Below are 20,419 nucleotides of genomic sequence, written 5' to 3' on the forward strand. Positions count from 1 at the left end.
TCTCTTTTAATAAGTGAGATAAAAATTAAGGGGGTCGTTTAAGCCGCTACTTTGTTTAAGTAAGCAATAATATCGTTAGATTCGTATAGCCACTCTACTTGGCCATTTTTTTCTATACGAAGGCATGGCACTTTAATTTTGCCGCCTTGCTCTAACAGCTCTTGACGAAATTGTTGATTGTTTTTTGCATCACGCGTTTCTATTTTTAAGCCTTCGCGCTTAATTGCACGGCGTACTTTTACGCAAAACGGGCATGCTTTAAATTGATAAAGTTTAAATTGTGAGGTTTGCTGATCAAGCTGCGCTTGCACATCGCTTGCACGCTTTTTACTGCGAGGAGTAAATACAAAATTAAAGAATAAAATTATACAACCTAAAAACCAACGAACGAATTTCATGTTTTGTGCCTGCCTACAACAATTTAAGGAGCCAGATTTTAGCACAAATTTACAATCAAAAAAGCTCAATACTATTATCGGTGGTCACTTCTTCATTTACCTCAAGCTCGCTATAAGCGGTCACTTTATTACGGCCGCTATTTTTAGAATGATACAGCGCCATATCGGCTTGGTTTACGATACTAGATACAGTATCAATACTTGCCAGCTCTAAAAAGCCAATACTTATAGTAAGCTGCCCAATTTGCGGAAAAGGATACTCAGCAATATTTGAGCGTAAACGGTTAAGTGCTATATGTGCTTGTGCCTCGGTTTTGGTTTGAAATAACACCGCAAACTCTTCGCCACCATACCTAAATACGTAGTCTTCTAGCCTAAAGTTATTTTTTAACAACCGCGCCACAAGTAAAATAACTTCATCGCCTATTACATGGCCGTAGCTGTCGTTTACGCGTTTAAAGTGATCGATATCTGCAATGGCTAAATACCATCGTCGCTTTTCGTTGGTATCATCACGGGGCAATAAAAAGCCTTTGCCTGAGACAATTTCGATCACTTTTTTATCAAAGGTTTGTCTATTTAAAAGCTCGGTTAAAGGGTCTAACCGCGATTTATGTAATAGCCCTAGCTGGTTGGCATAAATATTTAAAATATGCACGGCGAGCATTGTGGTGGTTTGCGCTAACTCTTTAGTGGTTTCTATTAGTAATATGCCAATTACTTTACCAAAGTAATACACCGGCACATACGTAGTTACTACACCTAAGGCACGGCTTACTCTTATTTTGTTTTGGGTTACTTTATTAAGCAGCGCTAAGGCTTCGTTAGACTCTAATACTTCAAGGCGGGTGTGGGTGTGGGTGTTTATTAGCGTAGGCGGTAATTGCGCACTAAAGTGCTTATTAATATAAATAGCAAAATTTTCAACTTCGAGTAGGTCGCCAATAATCTGCACTAATGATGCATCTAAATCACTTTCTTCTTCTTGCTGAGTTAGACTGATTATCCATTCGTGCCCGCAATTGTTTGCCTTCATTAGTTTGCCTAAACTGTTTTAACTTCAATCAGTTTAGACAAAATCATCAACTTTGCTAATTAATTAACCAATACTTTTTAATTAGGTCGCATTGAGCTATGTGGATTAAAGTTTGTTTTAGCTAAGCGCTATTAAATCGTAGCGCGAGCTTAGTAACTTAGTGAGCTCAATAACTACTGCGCTGTTATTTAATAACTTACATACAGCAGAGCCTCAAACAGCCTATGCTTTGCATTTATGCTTTGTATTTATGTTTTTGTACAACCAGTTATTCTAAACACAACATAGGCTCTGCCTTGCTTAAATACCGAATATACGGCCGCAACACGCGCTATTTAAAAAGCTAAAGCAAAACTAAGTCGTCTCTGTGTAGCACCACAGCGCCACTATCAAAGTCGAGTAGCTCGCCTATTTGCTCTGAATGAGCACCTTTAATTTTATTTACTTCAACTTGGTTAAAACGTGTTAACCCTCGTGCAATAACTTGGTTATTGGCGTCTATTAAATCTATTAAGTCGCCCCGCTCAAAACGGCCAAACGCATTGGTTATGCCTTTTGCCAGCAGGCTTGCCCCTTTGTTTTGTAGCGCCGAAATAGCCCCTTTATCAATCATAATTTGGCCGGTACTTTTAGGCCCAGCCATTAGCCATTTTTTACGGCCATCTTTTGGCGCAGTAAGTTTTAAAAACCGCGTACCGGGTAATTGCTCACTCATGCATTTTAAAATAACGTTGTTGCCAGCGCCTTTTGCAATAATAACCTCTACCCCTGCGCGCCTTGCTACGTCGGCGGCTTGTAGTTTTGTGGCCATACCACCGGTGCCTAAACTTGTACCGCTACCACCAGCCAGTTGGCGTAACTCATCGTTTATATGAGTGACTTCGTCAATCAGTTTTGCGTCGGTATTTGTGCGCGGATCGCTGGTAAATAAACCTTCTTGATCGGTAAGCAGTAATAGCTTGTTGGCATTAGCTAAAATAGCCACCAGCGCCGATAAATTATCGTTATCGCCTACTTTTATTTCAGCGGTTGCTACCGCGTCGTTTTCATTAATAATAGGCACCACATCGTGGCTTAATAACGCATTTAAGGTGTCGCGCGCATTTAAATAGCGTTCGCGGTCATCTACGTCGGCACGGGTAAGCAGCATTTGCCCTACGTTTATGCCATACAAGGCAAATAAGCTTTGCCAAATATGTATAAGCTGACCTTGCCCTACGGCTGCCAACATTTGTTTATCTATTAGGCCGCGGCCACAGGGTTTAATAAGTTGTTCGCGACCCGCAGCAACCGCGCCACTTGATACTAATATAACTTGGTGGCCTTGCTTTTTAAGTTCGCTACATTGGCGAACCAGCTCAACCATATGGGCTTTATCTAACTTATCGGTGCCGCCGGTTAGTACACTTGTACCAAGCTTAACAACAATTACCTGTTCCCTACGCATTATTATTTACTATTAAAATGAAAGATAAATAAACTTATACCAGCTCGGTATTTTTGAACAAGTTAAAATTATTCATGCTAGGATCGGCGTTAATTTAATTTGATAAAATTTCATTTATGCCAGCCAGTTTATGCCTAATTATTGCCACCTTTTTATGGGGTAGCTCCTTTATTGCACTTAAATATGCTATTGCCGTTTACGACCCTGCACTAGTTATATTTTTACGCATGCTAACCACCTTAGTTTTATCGCTTTGTTTATGGCGTTATGTAATTAGGTTTGAGTATTTAAAAGGCGATTGGAAGTACTTATTAGGTATGTCGCTCGCAGAGCCATGCTTGTACTTTTTATTTGAAGGCCACGCAATGGAATACACCTCGGCCTCTCAGGCGGGAGTTATTGTTTCGTGTTTGCCTATTATTGTGGCGTTGATGGCGTTTTTTATGCTTAAAGAGTATATAAGTAAAGCCATTGTGATTGGGTTTACCCTGTGTATTGGCGGCAGTATTTTACTTACTTTGCTTTCACCAAATACCGATCAGGCCCCTAATCCATTATTGGGTAACTTTTTAGAACTTATGGCCATGGTATGCGCGGCGTTTTACACCATTAGCATTAAGCACTTAGCCAATCGCTACTCGCCGTTAACGCTAATTGCTTTACAAGGCATAAGCGGCAGTGTGTTTTTTGCACCGTTTTTATTTTTTATCGACTTGCCAAGCGAAAACCAGCATGACCTAACCGCCCTTATGAGCATTTTGTATTTAGGCTCGTTTGTCACCTTAGGTGGCTATGGTATGTATAACTATGCAATTGGCAAAGTGTCGGTATTAACGGCTGCGGCTTATTCAAATTTAATTCCTATTTTTACGCTTATTTTATCGGCCATTATTTTGGGTGAAGTACTCGATTTTTGGCAATGGGTGAGTATATTTGTTGTTTTTGCAGGGGTGATGATAAGCCAACGACATCAAGAGCTGGTGGTAGACATACCGCTTAATGACGCTGGCGATGACCCTATCAACTCAGCCGATACAAGCCATCTTAAATCAGTACCCGATGCCAGCGAGTCAAAAGGGTAACAGGTTAATAAATAAAGGCCTGGGGTTTGTAAAAACGCCTGCTGGGATTGATGAATAACCTCAATCCCCTTCACTTTATAATGCTGTATTACGCCGCTTTGCAGCTGCAGCGTAAACGTTTCACCCACTTTAGTGTGTTTTAAAAATGCAAAGTGGGTATCGTTGTGACCCGCTATTAACGCACCGCCATGTTTATCTCCAAGCTTTGCCCCTGGCAAAAAGTGGCTTGGTGCAAATGCTAAATTACGACCACTTGCCCCAGCTAAAACGCTAAGCACTTTATTATGCACAGGCCAGTTAAGCTGCGCGGTTACAAAGCTGTCGGCGTAAAACCACGGTTTAACACGAGCGTGTGGCGTAATAAGCGCCTCTTGCCAGGCCTGCTCTATTAATACTTGGGCAAGCCATGCCTTAGCTTGCATATAAGCACCATGAGAAAACAGCCCCAGCCCAGCGATTAATAAGCCCGCACTTAGCCACTTATTCATTTAAGCCCTCGGTTTATTTTAACCGCGCCATAGCCAAGTAATAAAATGCAGCCCAGCAATATGTACAGTCGGCTTTGCCCATCAGTTTGTGGTAAACGCATAGCCAGTCCTTGCGGCGCTGCGTTCTTAGCCAGTGCCGTTTGCTTTGCAGGCTCGTTAATTTGAGTGTGTTCAATAGCTATAAAAGCAGTAAACGGGCTCAGTAGTTGATGTGTGAGTGCAAGCCCCTGCACCTCATTTTTAACTGACTGTCGGTCATTATACAAAAGCAACGATTTAATTTTTTGGCGCGCCCACAGCTTATCAATCCCTTTTGCGCTGGCGCTATTTTGTGCGCTTAGTTTTATATTTAAAGGGCCTTGAGCGGTTTGCCCACTAAGCGTAATTTGATTTGTATCATTTAGTTTTATAGCCACCATTATTGGCTCGCCAAAATATAAATCAGGCAAAGGTGATGGCCAAAAATCTAAACTGTGAGTGCTTTCATCGCGCAGTGCTAAATTAGTGATAGCGGGATGAGCAAGCTTATCAAATAATTGCTTCATTTTAGGCTGCACCTCATTTGTGCTGCCAATAAACGTAAATGACCCTTTACCTATATCTGCTGCGCGGCGCATAAAAAAGCTATTGGGGGCACTGCCAATGCCTACAGTAAATAAACGGCTATCACCCAATTTACGCTGAATATTTTTAAATAAGGCATCTTCGTTACTTACACTGCCATCCGTTAAAAACACCACTTGGCGTACAAAGTCTTCAAAACTGCTGCCATCAAGTACCGCATCAAGTGCACCTTGTATTTCGGTACCACCGTCGGCCTCTAGGCTATAAATAAAGCGCTCAGCGCGGCGTAAGTTAAAGTCACTAGCAATAAGGGGTTTATCGCTCATGGGGGTAACCACGTTATCAAAGCCAATAATGTTAAAACTGTCGTCGCTATCAAGCAAAGACAGCGCATAAAACAGGGCCTTTTTAGCTTGCTCCATAGATTGCCCGTGCATAGAGCCAGAGGTATCTACAACAAACACCATTTCGCGAGGTAGGCGCTGCGTTTGTGTAAAGTGATCTGCTGGCGGCATTAGCATAGCAAGCCCGTACCGGTCGCCGTTTTCAAACTGCTGGGTAAAAAATGCTGCTTGTGCGCTTTCTTTTTGCAGCGGTTTAAACTCAAGTACAAAGTCGCGATTGGCCCCCGTTTGCTCATTTAAAGCAACCGTATATTGCCCAAAGGCCGGGTTTTGTACTTCTACACGATGAAATTTAGACGTTATATCTACAAGCTCTAAGCCTACATCTATATCAATATTTAAACTAAATTGGCTGTTTGGCGCCTCACTGTGCTGCGTTTTGCTATACACAGGGCTTAACCACCCCTGAGGAGCATGGGTTAGGCTAGTTTGCTCAGCTTCAATATTTGCGCTTATTGTGTGATAGCGCGGCGTAATAGTACTTGGGAAGCGAATAGCAAAAGTGCCATTGCTGTAATCAATGATCTCTTGGTATTCAAGCTCTATCACAATTTGCTCGCCAGGGCCTATATTTTCCACGTTAGTAATAAACATATTAACGCGCTGCTGGCGTACAAGTGCGGCTTGCTTGCCTGCATTTTTAGCTGCCTGATACTTTTTTTCGGCCTCTACTTTTTTATCTATTTGGCCTTTTATGACTCGCTCACCTATGTGCATCGTCATCGCATGTACGGCGCTTTCATCAGGTAGCGGAAACACATAACGCGCATTTACCGCAAACGGATTATCGTTTTGATAAGTTTGCTTAACAACCACGTGATTTATCAGCCCGGTTAGGGTCATGTTAGCATCGCTTTTTAATATAATTGCCGGCGCGACAGATGCGCCGCTGCTGTCAAAAAGTTCAAGCTTGGGCGACTGTGCACGGCTATTAAAACTAAGTAGAAGCACAGCCACTAAGAAAATAAAAATGCTTACTTTAGTAAGCATTTTGGTTGGGTTACTCAACATAAAATCACTCCATCGAACGCTTAACTTTACTCAAATAAAAGTGGCTTTAGTTACTTGCCGTTTGGCCATTTACTGGGTTTATTGAGCGGGTAGTAAGTGTTACGCGTCGATCAAAAAAGTTATCTTCTACGGTATTGCTGCGCGCTAATGTTTGTTGCTCGCCAAAAGCGTGCGCACTTAAACGTGTATGGCTAATACCGTGCTTTATAAGGTAACTTTGCACTGCGTTTACACGTTTTTTAGACAATAAAAGATTCGCTTGCTCATCACCGCGCTGATCGGCAAAGCCACTTAAATCTAATGCTAGTTGCGGCTGATTTTTTAACAGCACCACAAGCTGGTCTAACTGCGTAGCAAAGTGCGGGGCAATAGCACTTGAGCCGGTTTTAAATTGTACTGTCATGGCAAGTAAGTTATTTATTTGCGATTGTGTTAACTGCTCATTTTGATTAGTCAGTACATCTAACTGCTGCTCTAGCCTATTGTTTTGATTAAGTACCTGTTGGTAGTCGCTGGTTTTTTGCTGCATCACTGTTATTGCTCTCTGCTGCTGGGCAATTTTGTCATCAGCTACTTTTGAATCACCAATTAAGCCCCCGGCAAATGCGCCAATAAAAGCACCAATTGGCCCACCAACGACACCACCAATAATGGCGCCAGTACCTAAGCCGATGGCGGTTTCTTTATGTGCTTCTTTAGAAGGGGTGTTAGCGGCTGCTGCAAATGCAGGTGTACACACTGTGGCTACTAGCGTTAATGCGATTAATGTCTTCTTCATAATGTAATCCTTAAACTTGTTTTAATTTGTGATGTTTTGTTTTGATGGTTGTATTAAAACAGCTGCAAGTGGCAACAAAGGGGAGCAAAAATGGCAAACCGCTGAGCAATTGTGGCAAAAAAATGGCAATTGCCTTTTTAAGCGTACATAACTGAAAAACTTCGATATAGTGCGTTTTAAAATAAATAAGGGTGAGTAGAATGAAAAAAATAGCCATCATTGAAGATGAAACCGCCATCCGCGAAAACTATATTGAAATGCTTAGCGCCCAAGGTTATCAGGTAAGTGGTTTTGCTAACCGCGTCAGCGCAGAGATTGCATTTAAAGACGCCCTACCCGATTTAGCCATTGTTGATATTGGTTTAGGCCACGAAATAGACGGCGGTTTTTTGCTTTGCCAAACCTTGCGTACGCTTTCTAAAACACTGCCTATTATTTTTTTAACCGCCCGCGATAGTGAAATAGATACCGTGTGTGGCCTGCGTATGGGCGCCGATGACTACCTAACAAAAGATATTAGCTTAGCCCACTTGGCTGCCAGAATAGGCGCGCTATTTAGACGCATGGAAGCGCTTGAGCAACCCGCCGATGCCAATGCATTAATTACACGCGGCCAGTTAACGCTCGACACCCAGCGCATGCAAGTATTTTGGCAGCAGCAATTGGTTGATTTAACCGTGACCGAATTTTGGATGTTGCACTCACTTGCGCAGCGCCCAGGCCATGTAAAAAGCCGTAACGATTTAATGAGCGATGCAAAAATTTACGTAGACGACAGCACTATCACCTCGCATGTAAAACGCATTCGTAAAAAGTTTATCGCCCTTGATAACAACTTTGACTGCATAGATACGGTGTACGGCATGGGCTACAGGTGGGAACAACGCTAATGTTACGATTTGGCCTGCGCAGTAAATTTATATTACTGTCGTGTTTTTTGTTTTTACTGCCTTGGCTTGGCTACGAGTACGTGTGGGAAATGGAAAAATTTTTACGCCAAGGCCAAGAAAAAACCCTCGTAGGCACCACACGGGCGCTCGCCACCGCCCTGCATGAACGCCCAGCCCTTTTTGATGAGCAAACCAACTTTTTAGACCAGGTAGTAAAAGGGCGCGACTTATATGCGTACAATCTTAAAAACGCCATTCAACTCGATGGCAAACTGAGCGACTGGCAAAGCTATCAACCACTCTTTTGGCATTACGATAAACGCTATTTACAAAAAGCAGACAAGGAACATAAAGCTGAGGATTTATCGTTTGATCATATGGTTGGCAAGTTTGATAACTATTTATATGCCGTGTTTAAAGTAACTGACGATCACCTTGTATATCGTGCTAAAAATAGTTTAAGCATTACTAATAACGACCATTTAATAATTGGCCTAAAAAGCCCAGACGGAGATTTTAATACGTACATTATTGCCCCACGCCAAGATGGCTGGGTAAATGCGTTTGATGCTAATACCAAAACACCGTTTACAAAAATTCAGGGCTATTTTATACGCACTGAATCGGGATATAACGTAGAGCTGCGCTTTCCTATAAATATGCTTGGTAACAAGCTAGGCTTTGCCGTGGTCGATATTGACACAAAAAAAGCGCCGCTCGATTTTAAAACAATGTCGACCTCTAATTTAAATAACCCAAGCGATTTAGGCTCAGTATTGGTGCCCTCACCAGAAATTAACCGAATTTTAAAAGGTATGGGTCACAGTGGTAGCCGTATTTGGGTGGTTGATAATCATCATCGCGTATTAGCGCAGTCGGGCACAATTCAAAATGCCGATGGCGTATGGGCCGACGGTCTTAAAAACCAGCCGCCTAAAAATGCCTGGCAACGCTTTGAGCAAACGTATTTGCACCCACTTTATTATAAAATTTTAACTCGCCCCGAAAACGAATTTTTAGATACCCTGCACGATGTTGCCTCAATGCAGGGCACGCATTTAGCTAAGGCACTAAAGGGGCAACCAGCGTCGTCTTGGCGGTTAACCCCCGNCGGCTTACCCTATTTGGATAGAAGATAAAGTGATTGGCGCAGTAATCGCCGAGGAAACCACTAACGGTGTTCGCACCCTGCGTAATAAATCGCTGGAAAAGCTTTTTAACGTTATTTTAGCGGTGATGCTAATTGGCACCGTTACGTTGTTCTTTTTTGCCTCGCGTATTTCGAGCCGCATTAGGCGACTGCGCGACACCGCAGAGCAAGCCATTGATGCCCAAGGGCGCATTACCGGCAGTATTAATTACAGCGACTCAAACGATGAAATTGGCGACCTTTCACGAAGTTTTGCCAATATTGTTGGCCGCTTAGGCGGGTACACGAATTATTTAGAAAATATGTCATCGCGGTTATCTCATGAGCTACGTACACCGGTGGCTGTGGTTCGCTCTTCTTTAGAAAACCTACAAAGCTTGGAGCAAAATGAGCTTAGCCAAAAATACCTAGAGCGAGCAAGTGAAGGGGTTGAGCGCTTAGGTAAAATAATAACCACCATGAGCGAAGCCACGCGCCTTGAACAAAGCATTCAAAGCAACGAGAGCGAGCCGTTTGATTTACAAAAAGTAATTAATGGCTGTATGCAAGGCTACCAGCTCACTTACCCTGAGCAGTTATTTGAGCTTGATGTATGCCAAAGCCCTTTACCTATGCAAGGTGCTCCCGAATTTATAGCTCAGCTACTTGATAAGCTTATTAATAATGCGCTGGAATTTAGTGAAGCAAATACAGCTATTAATGTAGGTCTTAAGCAGAGCGAAAATAAAGCAATATTAACAGTGAGTAATACAGGCCCCGCCCTGCCTGAAGGGCTAACTGAGCATATTTTTGATTCTATGGTGTCGGTGCGTAGCCAGCAAATGCAGCAACAACCGCACTTAGGCTTGGGACTTTATATTGTAAGGCTGGTGTGTGATTACCATAAAGGCAGTGTCACTGCACAAAACAACGAGCGCGGTAATGGCGTGGTGTTTAAAGTAACCCTGCCTTTACAAAGCTAAGCTGTGCATAAAGTGGCGCCCTACTTAGTCGCCCTTATTTTTTGCACATCGATTACAATTTACTACAACTTAAAATGTAACTATTCACTTTTAATTCAGTCAAACGGCCATACCCTGAACGCTAATTAAGGAGAATAGATCATGAACAACCCACTTGAGCGTGAAGAGATCGAATTTATTTTTGATCTATACAGGCCCCAAGAGCAAGCACCTAGCTTGCCTTCAGAGCCTGCCACCTCTACATATAAAAACTTACGACAGCCAGAACAAGTTAAAAACGAAGGCGTGTCTGAATATCTCAGCTAGGGTATTGCCTATTGCGTTGCTTGCTCGTTTTGTAAAAACGCTTTAATGCAGTTTATTTCTGCCAGTTTTACCTCTTCGCCTATTTCTGGGCCTTTTTTGCCATTTTTAAGTGCAGTTTGCACTACCTGCTTTTTATCCATTTTTTGTAATTCATTAAAAATTGCACGCAGCTTAGCCCCTTGCGGATAGGGCTTATTTACGAGCGTTTCTCCGCGCCCTTGCGCATCACATTGGCATGCTTGGGTAAACGCAATAAATCGCTCTGGGTGCACTAAAGCATTTAAATTAGTAACAATTAATTTATGAATCGTTTGTGGTCTTAATTGCTCAAGCGTATGGCATAAGGTGTGATTATCACTGGTGAGTACGCCAATATCGCGAAAACGATTAGGCACTTTTAAACGCTCACAAAACTTTTCTACTACGGCTACCCCTTCGCGTTCATGACCGCGTAAATTACCGCGTTTTTTAAAGCTCAAGGCCTTACCAAAATCATGAGTGAGTGCCGCAAACCGTGTTTCTAAATTAAAGTTTAAATCGGCAGCGCGCCTAAGTACCAACATAGTATGAACAAACACATCACCTTCGGGGTGGTGGTTTGCAGGTTGCGGCACCCCTTGCATACTCTCTATTTCAGGGAAAATACCTAAGCCATGTAATGCTTGAAAATACAGTTCAGGGTGTTTTTCACCCAGCGCTTTTTCGGTTTCGAGCCATACGCGCTCGGGCACTAAATGATTAAGCTCACCTTTGTTTTTAAGCTCGCGCATTAATGCATAAGTACTTGGGTGAATACGCCATTCGCTTCCGTAGCGTGCTAAAAAACGCGCTATGCGTAATACCCTTACCGGGTCCTCTACAAAGGCTTCTGTGGTGTGGCGCAGTATTTTATTGTGTAAATCGCTTTGGCCATTGAAAGGGTCAATAACGGTGCCGTTTTCATCAAGTGCCATTGAGTTTATGGTTAAATCGCGCCGTGCTAAATCTTCTTCAAGGGTGACATTAGGGCTGGCATCTACCACAAAGCCGGTATAGCCTTTACCGCTTTTTCGCTCGGTGCGGCCCAAGGCGTATTCTTCTTTTGTTTTTGGGTGTAAATAAACCGGAAAATCACTTCCTATAGGCACAAAACCAAGCGACTCCATAGTTTGGGGTGTTTCGCCTATAACAACATAGTCGTTATCTTTTGATGCTATATTAAGTAGCTGGTCGCGTACCGCGCCACCAACAAGGTAAACTTGCTTAAGGTTGTGTTTCACTGTTTATCCTAATCACACTGGGTGGTTATTTGTTGTCGATCATACCATTAAAATCACCATAGTTTGCCAAGCTTAAGTAAGCTCATTACAATAGCGCTTTATTTTAAGCCATAGCCTTATACTCAATGAAAAATCATTCATCAAAAAAAGAACTTATGCTACTGCCTATATTACTTGTGGTTATTGTAATGTGCGTGGCGGGTCACTTTTTACTACAGGCTAACTTTCAAGATAGCAACATGGTTGAATACATGTTGGCAGCGCTGCCCTTTGCGATGTTTGGCCTAGTTATTGTGGCATTTAAAATGGCAGCTAAAAGCGAAGCCAATGAGCAAAGCGAGCAAGACTCTTAATTTTACTGTTAAAGAATATAATAGCCAAACCAATCTGGTTTTATTGGTTGAGCATGCCCACTTGGCGTAAGCTTAATATTTAATTGGCTGTCGAGCAGGTCTATAGCAAAGCAGTCATCTACATCATGTAAATCATCTTTATGAATATGGCTAAGGCCTGCAAGCAAATCGCTTTTAGCGCGCTGCTTGGCCTCTGCAGCACTACTGGCAACATACAATGCAAAGTCGTGTTGCTCTGCCATAGAGTCACTTCTGTAAGCGCCTAAATTAACAAAATACAGCTGCTTATTTTGCTCAACGTAGGTATCAACGACTTCTACTTTATAACCGTCGATATGGTTAATTGCCATGTAGCTGTCCATATGCACATTGTTTTTATCGCCCACCCATTGGCTTTTTAGCTTTGAATAAGTTTGCTCAATGCTTTGCCCTACGACAAAGCGAATATCGTGCATTTCTATGTGGCAGCCTTGAATTCGCCCACCCAGATACACCATAAATAACTGCATTTAATAACCTTACTCTTAAATTACACTAAATTATCGACATCAATATTGTGTTTTTTTATTAACTTATAAAAATCCGAACGATTACGTTTGGCAAGCTTTGCGCCTTCAGCTACGTTACCGCCGGCCATTTTGAGGGTGTTTATTACATAATCGCGCTCAAACTCTTTTTTGGCATCATTTAGAGAAAGCGGCTCTGCACTGGCTTGGTTTGAGTTAAGTGCGTTTAACACTAAGTGCGCAGAAATCACCTCGCTGGCGCTCAATGCGACCACTTGCTCTACAACATTTTGTAACTGGCGAATATTCCCAGGCCAGTCGTAACGTACTAGTGCATGCATGGCATCGTTTGCAAAGCGCTTTTCTTTTTGGTTCATACGTTTAGCAATACTTGCGCTAAAGTGCTGGGCAAGCAGGCTTATGTCTTCTCGGCGCTCACACAGCGGCGGTAATTTTAAATTAACAACATTTAGGCGGTAGTATAAATCTTCCCTAAATTGTTGATTGCTAATCGCATCGGGTAAATTTTTGTGAGTGGCCGATACAATACGCACATCAATAGGAATTTCTTCTTGAAAGCCCACCGGGCGTATGGTTTTTTCTTGCAGTACACGCAGTAACTTAACTTGTAAATTAAGCGGCATATCGCCAATTTCATCTAAAAATAAGGTGCCGCCTTGAGCTTGCTGGAATAAACCTTGGTGATCTTTCACCGCCCCTGTAAAGGCGCCTTTTTTATGGCCAAATAATTCTGACTCTAAAAGCTCCCCCGGCACTGCGCCACAGTTAATAGCCACAAAAGGCCCTTCACTTACATGACTGTGTTGATGAATCGCCTGAGCCAGCAGCTCCTTACCGGTACCGCTGGCGCCAGAAATAAGTACATTTACTTGGGTTGGCCCCAGTAATTTTACTTGCTCAAGGAGGTGCAACATAGCGCCACTGCGCGTTACTATATTACTTTTTTGGGGCGATTCTTCTGCGTTTACGCCATGTATTTCAATGGCTTTGGCTAGGCTGTCAAACAGCTCGTCTTTATCTACCGGTTTTGTAATAAACGCAAAAATACCTTGTTTTGTCGCCTCCACCGCATCGGGTATAGAGCCATGCGCTGTCATCATTATAACCGGCAGCGCTGGGTAGCGACTTTGTAATTGGCGATGTAAGGCCATGCCGTCCATTTCGTCCATACGCAGATCTGTTATAACTGCATCAAACACTTGGTTTTTAAGAATTTGTAATGCAAGTATGCCGCTTTCACAGGTTGTTACTTCATACCCTTTAGACTCGATTCTTAGCGCGAGTAATTTAAGTAAACTTGCATCGTCATCAACGAGTAATACTTTTGCACCTTGTGGTGTGTGTGTTGCCATAATTACTGCTCCTTAGTGTCTTCGCGTAGTAACAGCTGCTGCTCAATGGTGGCTAAAGACGATAACGTTTGCTGCATTTTGTCATTTAACGCCTGTTGCTCTTTTAGGGCATTTATTTGCCGAGTAACATGCTGCTTTTGAAGCCATAAATATTGTTTTATTGGCTCAGGCCAAAAGTAGGCTAAATCGAGTTTTTGTAATCGTGTCATTACCTCCTCTGGTGCACTTGAGGTGTTAACACACATGAATTTAAAAAAACGTTTTAGCTCTTTTTCACCTAAATAAGTATGTAGGCTTGGTTTTACTTTAAAACCGCCACATTGATTAGCATGCCATGCAACAACACGTTCTGCGCTGGGGTAAACGGGGTCACTTTTAGGGCGCTTTTTAGGATTTGGCACCGCATTTTTTGCAGGCTCAACCTCCTGCGACACTGCTGCTGTTTGTGTGTTATTTGTTTCACACCCAGCTAAAACAACCGTACTACTGAGCACACATAAAATAGCTATTAAACGCGTACGCATGCTATTAAACTCCTTGATTAATTAAAGGTATTTTTATTGTAAATAAGCAGCCTTGGGGCTGGTTATGCTCAACACTAAGCTGGCCTTGTAATTGCTCAACCGACTCTTTTACTATGGTTAAACCTAAGCCACTGCCCTGCAGCGTAACATCTTTATTATGCTTGCCTTGGTAAAATGCGCTGAATATCTGGGTTTTTTCTTGCTCTTTAATACCACAGCCTTCGTCGCGCACTTGCATTATTAATAGCTTTTGCTCAAGTGCTAAGGTTACATCAACACTTTGCCCTGTATTTGAAAATTTTAACGCATTAGAAATGAGCTGAATGAGGGTCATTTCTATCAGCTCTGCGGGTAATGCAAGTGGCTGTTTTGTTATGCTGTTGTGCCAATTTAAGCGTTGCTGCTTAGCCGTTAAGCGGTGCTCAAAATGGCTGTTTATTTTATTTATTAAACTGCCAAATTCGACTTCGCTAACGCTGTCTTTACTGGTTCTGATAGCGTTATAACTAAGTAGACTGTCAATCATAGTGCGCAAACGCATCATAGATTGGCTAATAAGCTCAAGCACAGCTTGCTGCTCTTTTGTAATGGGGCCGACTATTTCATCGCTAAGTAAATCGGTACCCTCGACCATTGAAGCCAACGGCGTTTTAAGCTCGTGGGTTACATGGCGTAAAAAGGTATCTTTTTGTTGTTCAAGCATATGTAACTGCTCTTGCACCCATTGTAGTTTTTCGCCTAATTCCACTAACTCACTTGAGCCTTGCACTGCAATTTTTTGCTGCCAGTGGCCTTGCCCTAGTTTATCTATTACCGACGTAAGCCCTTTTAAACGTTTACTTATGCGCCATAAAAAGCCTCCACCCACTAGTAAAGTAAGCGGAATAAGTGCCACTAACCAGTTAATAAACGAGCTTTGTAAAGTACTTAATTCGCTTTGGTTGTTTTGTATTTGTGCTGCATTCGTATCGCGCAACCACACAGTAAGCTCAGCCACTAAATCGCTAATAGGCACAAACAATGCAGCATCTTGTTGGTTGTTTTCAATTAAAGCTTGATGAGTACTACGCAATGTTGTTGCTAAGCGACGCCACTGCATAGTGTATTGCTGTGTGGCACTGGCTTGGCTGAGCGTGTCGATTGTTTGTAAGGAGGATTGCCATTTTTCGTTTATTAACGTGTCGAGCGACTCGCTTTTTAACACCCAGTTTTGTCGCGTTGCCCGCTCTAGGCTATTAAGCTCTTGCTTTAAAAAATTAAACGACTTAGTAACTTGGTAATTATTACTAACGATAAGCTGGGTAACAGCGAGCTGTTTGTTTAACGCATTTAAAAAAACAATAACCACTAAACTAAGCGGCAGTAACGACAGTAACATACTAATTATAAACTGACCTATTAAGTTAGGCCGCCAATTAAGCATTGCACGATACTTTTTAGCCAACGTTACAGGCATTATCATTTCCTTTTATTATTTTAAGCGCCCTATTTTAGTTACTTACCTTATACTCTCGCTGAATCAACTTCTATATTTAACCCAATATAACCACTTGTTGCTATTTAGCAACACACTAAGCTATTGATAACTCTGTTAACTACTAATAGTACGTACCTCCTGTTGCAAAAATAACACACATTTAAGTAAAAAATTCCGACCAGCGCCCCATAAAAAACATAAACCATTGATTTTAAACACCTATTTAAATTGGCATTATTTTTGTAATAGTGAGTGCAACTTTAATCAATAAGGAAATTAAATGAACAACCGCTTTTTAGTAATTTTACCCATGCTGGCTTTTGGGTTTATGGGCACAGATGCAATAGCTATGGACGTTCAAGCTACTTTTAATGAGCTAGATAAAGACAGTAACGGCACACTTAGCGAATCAGAAGCGGGTGAAGATGCCGTACTACACGAAAACTTTTCACAAATAGACACTAACCAAGATGGCCAGTTGTCGCTAAGTGAATTCAAAAAGTTTATTCAGTAAATTCATTTAATTAAGGAACATGATTATGAAACAACTTATCGCAGCATTTACATTAATGTTTTTAGCCATTAGCGCCACGGCTTTAGCCTCTTCTGTCAACATTCGCTTTGCTCATTTAGACAAAGATATGGATGGAGCGGTATCGCTTGCAGAAGCCAAACAAGATAAAGAAGTAATGAGGCAATTTGCCGATTTAGACGAAAACCAAGACAAAAAAATTTCTAAAGAAGAGTTTCAAAATTTTAAACCTTAATTGTGATTAAGCGCTTTAATAACAAACTCAATAGTAACGATGTTTAAATCTTTTTCTCTGGCTAGAAATTTTAATCAGTTAGCGCTAAACGGGCTGCTTAAAATAGATTTATTATCCACAGCTGAAGTTAATTAAGTTTTACTTAAGCTTTTACCTAGTAAGGTAGGTTTCAAAAGCATTTGCCATAATCCCTGAGGGAATGTGTAAACGGATTTAATGTTGGGAAGTTAAATTATGGCAAGTGCTTTTTTTATTAATCTACAAACACTGTATGTTGGAAGGAAAACCATGAAGTGTGTTTTTTTTAGTGTTATCGCTATTACTATGTTCAGCTTTAATGCTGTTGCGTTAGATGTTAAACAACGTTTTGATCACCTTGATGCCAATAAAAGCGGCTTCTTAACAGAAGACGAATTAGAGCCACAGCCTCATCTACTCAGCACCTTTACTCGCTGGGATAAAAACCAAGACAAACAAATCTCGCTTCTTGAGTTTAAAGACTATTTAACCAATAACCTTTACTGAGTATAAGTATGAAGACTGTAAGCTATTTAGCGCTTGTTGCGCTGGGCCTTTTTAGCGATGTAAGCCTTGGCCAAAGTACAGAAGTTGCCGATAAATTTAAAAAGTTTGACCGTAACCACGATGGCTTTTTAACCCGTTCAGAAACCGCCATTGACCCCGCCCTTTGGTCGCGTTTTTCAAGTTATGATAAAGATAAAGACGGCAGACTTACCCTTTCGGAATATGGCATATACGCCAGTAAGTAACTCTTTTTTATAAGCGTAAGCGCTAAATTTTTAACAGCCCTTACGCTTTTAAGCTATCTACCTCAACATATTGGTATTCTAAAAGTGAGTTTGCTAGTGTTATTTTACTAACAATAAAAAATAACCAACTTATGCAACTCAAAAAACTATTTAACCCACTACTGCTTGCCGGCTTATTTGTAAGCAGCACTGCGATTGCGCAAACGCAGGTCATTTACAACGCTAATGGTTACACTCCCTTATACCAAGGTGGTATTCAAACGTTTTCTACTTTAGTGATTAAAAACGGTAAAGTTGTTAAAACTGGTGATGATACGCTTAAAAACACTTTTCCTGATGCCACACTTATTGATGCCAAAGGTAATACGTTACTGCCAGGGTTGATTGACGCTCACGGGCATGTAATTGGCCTTGGCGATAACTTATCGCAACTTGATGTACGCGGCGCTAAATCGGTCGCTGAAATAACCACAAAGCTAGAACAATTTGCGAAAAATAAACAAGGTTGGATATTAGGGCGAGGCTGGAACCAAGAGCTGTGGAGCGACACGCGCTTTCCTACCGCCCAAGACTTAGACAAAGTAGTCAATGACCGCCCAGTGGTACTTTCGCGCGTTGACAGCCATGCAATTTGGGTTAACAGCAAAGCCTTAGAGCTGGCCGGTATTACCGCAGCAACTCAAGCCCCTGACGGCGGCGAAATTATTAAAGATGAATTTGGGAATCCAACTGGTATTTTTGTTGATAAGGCCGAGTCGTTAATTACCCAGCATATGAGCGCCCCTTCAAAACAAGCTATAAGCGACTCGTTAGATGCCGCAGGCGCGCACTTATTAAGCTTAGGCATTACCTCTACTCACGATGCCGGTATCGATAAAACCACCTGGGAAGTTTACAAAGAGCGCAGCGAGCAAGGTAATTTGCCACTAAGAATAGTCGCCATGCTAAGTGCTGCTAGCCCCGATTTAAAGCACATGCTTCAGGCAGGGCGCTATCAAGATGCAGCATCGTTTATGTCTATCCGCAGTGTAAAAGTATATGCCGATGGCGCATTAGGCTCGCGCGGGGCTGCGCTAATTGATGACTACGCAGATAGAAAAAACCACCACGGCCTAATGCTAGAAACCCAAGCCAAGCTTGAAGAATTATTTACTTTAAGCTTCAAAAATGGCTTTAGCGCCAACACCCATGCAATTGGTGATAAGGCAAATAAAGTGGTACTTGATGCGTATCAAAACGTGTTTAAGCAAACGGGCGGTATGTTACTGCGTAACCGTATTGAACACGCACAAATAGTCACCCCTGATGACATTCCACGTTTTAAAGCTCTTAAAATCATTCCATCTATGCAGCCTGTGCATGCCACCTCAGATATGCATATGGCTCAGCAGCGCTTAACCGATAACCAATTACAAGGCGCATATGCATGGCAAACATTTTTAAAGCAAGGCTCTGTGATTGCAGCAGGCTCTGACTACCCAGTAGAGCTGGCAAACCCTTTTGATGGCTTGTATTCAGCCATTACCCGTATGGATCATAATATGCTGCCTGAGAACGGCTGGNGCTAAGCCGCGAACAAGCCTTAAGAGCGTTTACCCTCGGCGGCGCGTATGCAGCACACCAAGAGTTTAAAATAGGCAGCTTAGAAAACGGAAAATGGGCAGACTTTATTTTAATAGACAAAGACTATTTTAAAGCCCCTGTCGATGAGATTTATAAAACACAGGTTTTACAGACTTGGGTAGCTGGAGAATTACGCTTTAAAAAAGAATAGCTTATAAAGCATACAAACTTAAAAATAAACAAAGTAATTATGGATATTTACTAAAGTAATTAAAAAGTGTGTCGATAAGTGAGGGAATTTAAAAAATCTCTTATGTTTCAGGAAGAAAACATGTTTTCAAAAAAACTATCTCTTACTTTATCGGCTCTTTTTACTTTATCACTTAGTGCATGCTCTACTCACCCAGTTTATAATGGCCACGCTTCGCATAATAATATTGGCCATCACAATAGCCATAATCGTTACACAGACGTTCATCAGCCACGCGTAAATAACTGGCAATTCCCAGAAAATAACTACCGCCCTATTAACAGCAGTAAATTATTAAGTAACTATACAGAACAATTAGCAATGAAGCTGATTGAAAATATGAACTACATCAACAGTGGAACGCCTGTTGCAATTACTTCGTTTGTGAATTTAGATGACAATTTACAAACCACAAATATATTTGGTAATCACTTGGCTGAAAGCTTTATTACTGAAATGCAGGAGTTTGGCTTATCGGTAGTTGATTACAAACACACGGGCGCTGTGCATGTAACCCCGTTAGGTGATTTCTCGTTTAGTCGTAATGGTAAAGAAATTAAAGGTTACCCACATATTGAATACACTTTATCAGGCACTCTAACTTACACGAATCGTGGTGTAATAGTTAACGCTCGTATTATTGGGGCAAAGTCTAAAGTAGTGGTCTCATCGGCTAAAGGATTTATCCCAAGCTTTGTTGTTGAGTCACTTTATCCAACTCGTAGAACTGATGGCATTGTCTTAGACGCGGTGCTTTAAAACAAAAAAGGGTTAACTTAAATGTTAACCCTTTTTTTGAATTTTTAGCTTCACGCTTCTTTGACTTTAGGCTGTCGGTAGAGCTTTATAATATGGTACATATTTACCATCGCTAATAAGCCATTAGTAAACGCAACAGGCACTGCACCAATAGCCACACCGTAAATAGTAAATACAATACAACCAAACATATTATACCAACGCAGTTTTACTACATCGGTCATTGTTAACGATGCAACCAAGAAAGCTGATGCAATATAACCTAAATATTCCCAACTCAATTGTTCTCTCCTACCCTTTAG

21 protein-coding genes and 2 pseudogenes are annotated in these 20,419 nt (G+C 41.7%); 11 read left to right on the top strand and 12 right to left on the bottom strand.

Annotation, left to right across the window (positions count from 1 at the left end; genetic code table 11):
- Window positions 1–38: 38 nt before the first annotated feature.
- The 3 genes from L650_RS0117355 to proB all read right to left on the bottom strand — a co-directional run bounded on the left by L650_RS0117355 (window position 39) and on the right by proB (window position 2,881).
- Window positions 39–398 (bottom strand): glutaredoxin domain-containing protein, encoded by a 360-nt coding sequence (locus L650_RS0117355; RefSeq protein ID WP_004586118.1) that lies wholly within the window; start codon window positions 396–398, stop codon window positions 39–41.
- Window positions 399–453: 55 nt separating this feature from the next.
- Window positions 454–1,434, bottom strand: a complete 981-nt coding sequence (locus L650_RS0117360) for a GGDEF domain-containing protein (protein ID WP_029773898.1) — start codon at window positions 1,432–1,434, stop codon at window positions 454–456.
- Window positions 1,435–1,777: 343 nt separating this feature from the next.
- The gene (proB, locus tag L650_RS0117365) at window positions 1,778–2,881 is read right to left on the bottom strand and encodes a glutamate 5-kinase (RefSeq protein WP_024033166.1); all 1,104 of its coding nucleotides are present in this window, start codon (window positions 2,879–2,881) and stop codon (window positions 1,778–1,780) included.
- 116 nt (window positions 2,882–2,997) lie between these two features.
- Between proB and L650_RS0117370 the strand changes: the two genes are divergently transcribed.
- Complete coding sequence (locus L650_RS0117370) at window positions 2,998–3,963, top strand: DMT family transporter (RefSeq protein WP_004586115.1); 966 nt, start codon at window positions 2,998–3,000, stop codon at window positions 3,961–3,963.
- Here L650_RS0117370 and L650_RS0117375 read toward each other — a convergent pair.
- From L650_RS0117375 to pdsO, 3 genes are read right to left on the bottom strand one after another with little or no spacing between them, the layout of a single operon-like run.
- Entirely contained in the window at window positions 3,852–4,451 is a 600-nt protein-coding gene (locus L650_RS0117375) for a class GN sortase (protein WP_029773899.1), read from the bottom strand. The two genes, L650_RS0117370 and L650_RS0117375, sit on opposite strands and share 112 nt — an antisense overlap.
- On the bottom strand, window positions 4,448–6,430 hold the full coding sequence (locus L650_RS0117380) for a marine proteobacterial sortase target protein (RefSeq protein WP_029773900.1): 1,983 nt from the start codon (window positions 6,428–6,430) through the stop codon (window positions 4,448–4,450). Before L650_RS0117380 ends, L650_RS0117375 begins: the two co-directional genes overlap by 4 nt.
- 46 nt (window positions 6,431–6,476) lie before the next feature.
- A complete protein-coding gene (gene pdsO / locus L650_RS0117385; RefSeq protein ID WP_024033170.1) occupies window positions 6,477–7,208 on the bottom strand; it encodes a sortase-associated OmpA-like protein PdsO in 732 nt (243 codons plus the stop codon).
- 200 nt (window positions 7,209–7,408) lie between these two features.
- On the opposite strand from pdsO, the gene pdsR reads away from it, so the two are divergent.
- From pdsR to L650_RS24365, 3 genes and pseudogenes are all read left to right on the top strand, one after another.
- Window positions 7,409–8,098: a proteobacterial dedicated sortase system response regulator gene (gene pdsR, locus L650_RS0117395; protein ID WP_004586111.1), complete on the top strand. Its 690-nt coding sequence runs from the start codon at window positions 7,409–7,411 to the stop codon at window positions 8,096–8,098.
- Window positions 8,098–10,210, top strand: a pseudogene (gene pdsS / locus L650_RS0117400) (proteobacterial dedicated sortase system histidine kinase). The gene pdsR and the pseudogene pdsS overlap by 1 nt, the downstream one beginning before the upstream one ends.
- 141 nt (window positions 10,211–10,351) lie before the next feature.
- A complete protein-coding gene (locus tag L650_RS24365; RefSeq protein ID WP_024033174.1) occupies window positions 10,352–10,516 on the top strand; it encodes a hypothetical protein in 165 nt (54 codons plus the stop codon).
- Between the two features lie 8 nt (window positions 10,517–10,524).
- On the opposite strand, the gene L650_RS0117410 is transcribed toward L650_RS24365, so the two are convergent.
- On the bottom strand, window positions 10,525–11,775 hold the full coding sequence (locus tag L650_RS0117410) for a multifunctional CCA addition/repair protein (protein ID WP_029773901.1): 1,251 nt from the start codon (window positions 11,773–11,775) through the stop codon (window positions 10,525–10,527).
- 125 nt (window positions 11,776–11,900) lie between these two features.
- Between L650_RS0117410 and L650_RS0117415 the strand changes: the two genes are divergently transcribed.
- On the top strand, window positions 11,901–12,128 hold the full coding sequence (locus L650_RS0117415; RefSeq protein WP_004586108.1) for a hypothetical protein: 228 nt from the start codon (window positions 11,901–11,903) through the stop codon (window positions 12,126–12,128).
- Between the two features lie 8 nt (window positions 12,129–12,136).
- Here the strand turns inward: L650_RS0117415 and L650_RS0117420 are convergent, their stop codons facing one another.
- The 4 genes from L650_RS0117420 to L650_RS0117435 are packed head-to-tail and all read right to left on the bottom strand — an operon-like array spanning window position 12,137 to window position 15,987.
- Entirely contained in the window at window positions 12,137–12,637 is a 501-nt protein-coding gene (locus tag L650_RS0117420) for a DUF1543 domain-containing protein (RefSeq protein WP_024033177.1), read from the bottom strand.
- Between the two features lie 20 nt (window positions 12,638–12,657).
- Window positions 12,658–14,007, bottom strand: coding sequence for a sigma 54-interacting transcriptional regulator (locus L650_RS0117425; RefSeq protein WP_004586106.1), 1,350 nt, complete (start codon window positions 14,005–14,007; stop codon window positions 12,658–12,660).
- A gap of 2 nt (window positions 14,008–14,009) precedes the next feature.
- Entirely contained in the window at window positions 14,010–14,531 is a 522-nt protein-coding gene (locus L650_RS0117430) for a hypothetical protein (RefSeq protein ID WP_029773902.1), read from the bottom strand.
- Between the two features lie 4 nt (window positions 14,532–14,535).
- The gene (locus L650_RS0117435; RefSeq protein WP_029773903.1) at window positions 14,536–15,987 is read right to left on the bottom strand and encodes a sensor histidine kinase; all 1,452 of its coding nucleotides are present in this window, start codon (window positions 15,985–15,987) and stop codon (window positions 14,536–14,538) included.
- 301 nt (window positions 15,988–16,288) lie between these two features.
- On the opposite strand from L650_RS0117435, the gene L650_RS0117440 reads away from it, so the two are divergent.
- The 6 genes and pseudogenes from L650_RS0117440 (at window position 16,289) to L650_RS0117465 (ending at window position 20,117) form a co-directional block, all read left to right on the top strand.
- Window positions 16,289–16,522 carry a calcium dependent protein gene (locus L650_RS0117440; RefSeq protein WP_004586103.1) on the top strand — a complete coding sequence of 78 codons (234 nt, stop codon included), beginning with the start codon at window positions 16,289–16,291 and terminating at the stop codon, window positions 16,520–16,522.
- Window positions 16,523–16,547: 25 nt separating this feature from the next.
- On the top strand, window positions 16,548–16,775 hold the full coding sequence (locus L650_RS0117445; protein ID WP_029773904.1) for a hypothetical protein: 228 nt from the start codon (window positions 16,548–16,550) through the stop codon (window positions 16,773–16,775).
- A gap of 288 nt (window positions 16,776–17,063) precedes the next feature.
- Window positions 17,064–17,300: a calcium dependent protein gene (locus tag L650_RS0117450; RefSeq protein ID WP_029773905.1), complete on the top strand. Its 237-nt coding sequence runs from the start codon at window positions 17,064–17,066 to the stop codon at window positions 17,298–17,300.
- An 8-nt stretch (window positions 17,301–17,308) separates the two neighbouring features.
- Window positions 17,309–17,545: a calcium-binding protein gene (locus L650_RS0117455; RefSeq protein WP_029773906.1), complete on the top strand. Its 237-nt coding sequence runs from the start codon at window positions 17,309–17,311 to the stop codon at window positions 17,543–17,545.
- Window positions 17,546–17,676: 131 nt separating this feature from the next.
- Window positions 17,677–19,319, top strand: a pseudogene (locus L650_RS0117460) (amidohydrolase).
- 120 nt (window positions 19,320–19,439) lie between these two features.
- Window positions 19,440–20,117 (top strand): FlgO family outer membrane protein, encoded by a 678-nt coding sequence (locus L650_RS0117465; RefSeq protein ID WP_004586098.1) that lies wholly within the window; start codon window positions 19,440–19,442, stop codon window positions 20,115–20,117.
- A 50-nt stretch (window positions 20,118–20,167) separates the two neighbouring features.
- On the opposite strand, the gene L650_RS0117470 is transcribed toward L650_RS0117465, so the two are convergent.
- A complete protein-coding gene (locus tag L650_RS0117470; protein WP_029773907.1) occupies window positions 20,168–20,398 on the bottom strand; it encodes a YgjV family protein in 231 nt (76 codons plus the stop codon).
- Between the last annotated feature and the right edge of the window lie 21 nt (window positions 20,399–20,419).

This window comes from Pseudoalteromonas sp. TB51 (assembly GCF_000498055.1).
GTDB lineage: Bacteria > Pseudomonadota > Gammaproteobacteria > Enterobacterales > Alteromonadaceae > Pseudoalteromonas > Pseudoalteromonas atlantica.

Bases quoted from the DNA above. Each gene is read 5' to 3' on its own strand.
- L650_RS0117375 (WP_029773899.1), bottom strand. From the start codon at position 4,451: ATGAATAAGTGGCTAAGTGCGGGCTTATTAATCGCTGGGCTGGGGCTG.
- L650_RS0117425 (WP_004586106.1), bottom strand. From the start codon at position 14,007: ATGGCAACACACACACCACAAGGTGCAAAAGTATTACTCGTTGATGAC.
- L650_RS0117465 (WP_004586098.1), top strand. From the start codon at position 19,440: ATGTTTTCAAAAAAACTATCTCTTACTTTATCGGCTCTTTTTACTTTA.
- L650_RS0117455 (WP_029773906.1), top strand. From the start codon at position 17,309: ATGAAGACTGTAAGCTATTTAGCGCTTGTTGCGCTGGGCCTTTTTAGC.
- L650_RS0117430 (WP_029773902.1), bottom strand. From the start codon at position 14,531: ATGCGTACGCGTTTAATAGCTATTTTATGTGTGCTCAGTAGTACGGTT.
- L650_RS0117360 (WP_029773898.1), bottom strand. From the start codon at position 1,434: ATGAAGGCAAACAATTGCGGGCACGAATGGATAATCAGTCTAACTCAG.
- L650_RS0117355 (WP_004586118.1), bottom strand. From the start codon at position 398: ATGAAATTCGTTCGTTGGTTTTTAGGTTGTATAATTTTATTCTTTAAT.
- L650_RS0117445 (WP_029773904.1), top strand. From the start codon at position 16,548: ATGAAACAACTTATCGCAGCATTTACATTAATGTTTTTAGCCATTAGC.
- proB (WP_024033166.1), bottom strand. From the start codon at position 2,881: ATGCGTAGGGAACAGGTAATTGTTGTTAAGCTTGGTACAAGTGTACTA.
- pdsR (WP_004586111.1), top strand. From the start codon at position 7,409: ATGAAAAAAATAGCCATCATTGAAGATGAAACCGCCATCCGCGAAAAC.
- L650_RS0117450 (WP_029773905.1), top strand. From the start codon at position 17,064: ATGAAGTGTGTTTTTTTTAGTGTTATCGCTATTACTATGTTCAGCTTT.
- pdsO (WP_024033170.1), bottom strand. From the start codon at position 7,208: ATGAAGAAGACATTAATCGCATTAACGCTAGTAGCCACAGTGTGTACA.
- L650_RS0117420 (WP_024033177.1), bottom strand. From the start codon at position 12,637: ATGCAGTTATTTATGGTGTATCTGGGTGGGCGAATTCAAGGCTGCCAC.
- L650_RS0117440 (WP_004586103.1), top strand. From the start codon at position 16,289: ATGAACAACCGCTTTTTAGTAATTTTACCCATGCTGGCTTTTGGGTTT.
- L650_RS0117435 (WP_029773903.1), bottom strand. From the start codon at position 15,987: ATGCCTGTAACGTTGGCTAAAAAGTATCGTGCAATGCTTAATTGGCGG.
- L650_RS24365 (WP_024033174.1), top strand. From the start codon at position 10,352: ATGAACAACCCACTTGAGCGTGAAGAGATCGAATTTATTTTTGATCTA.
- L650_RS0117415 (WP_004586108.1), top strand. From the start codon at position 11,901: ATGAAAAATCATTCATCAAAAAAAGAACTTATGCTACTGCCTATATTA.
- L650_RS0117380 (WP_029773900.1), bottom strand. From the start codon at position 6,430: ATGTTGAGTAACCCAACCAAAATGCTTACTAAAGTAAGCATTTTTATT.
- L650_RS0117370 (WP_004586115.1), top strand. From the start codon at position 2,998: ATGCCAGCCAGTTTATGCCTAATTATTGCCACCTTTTTATGGGGTAGC.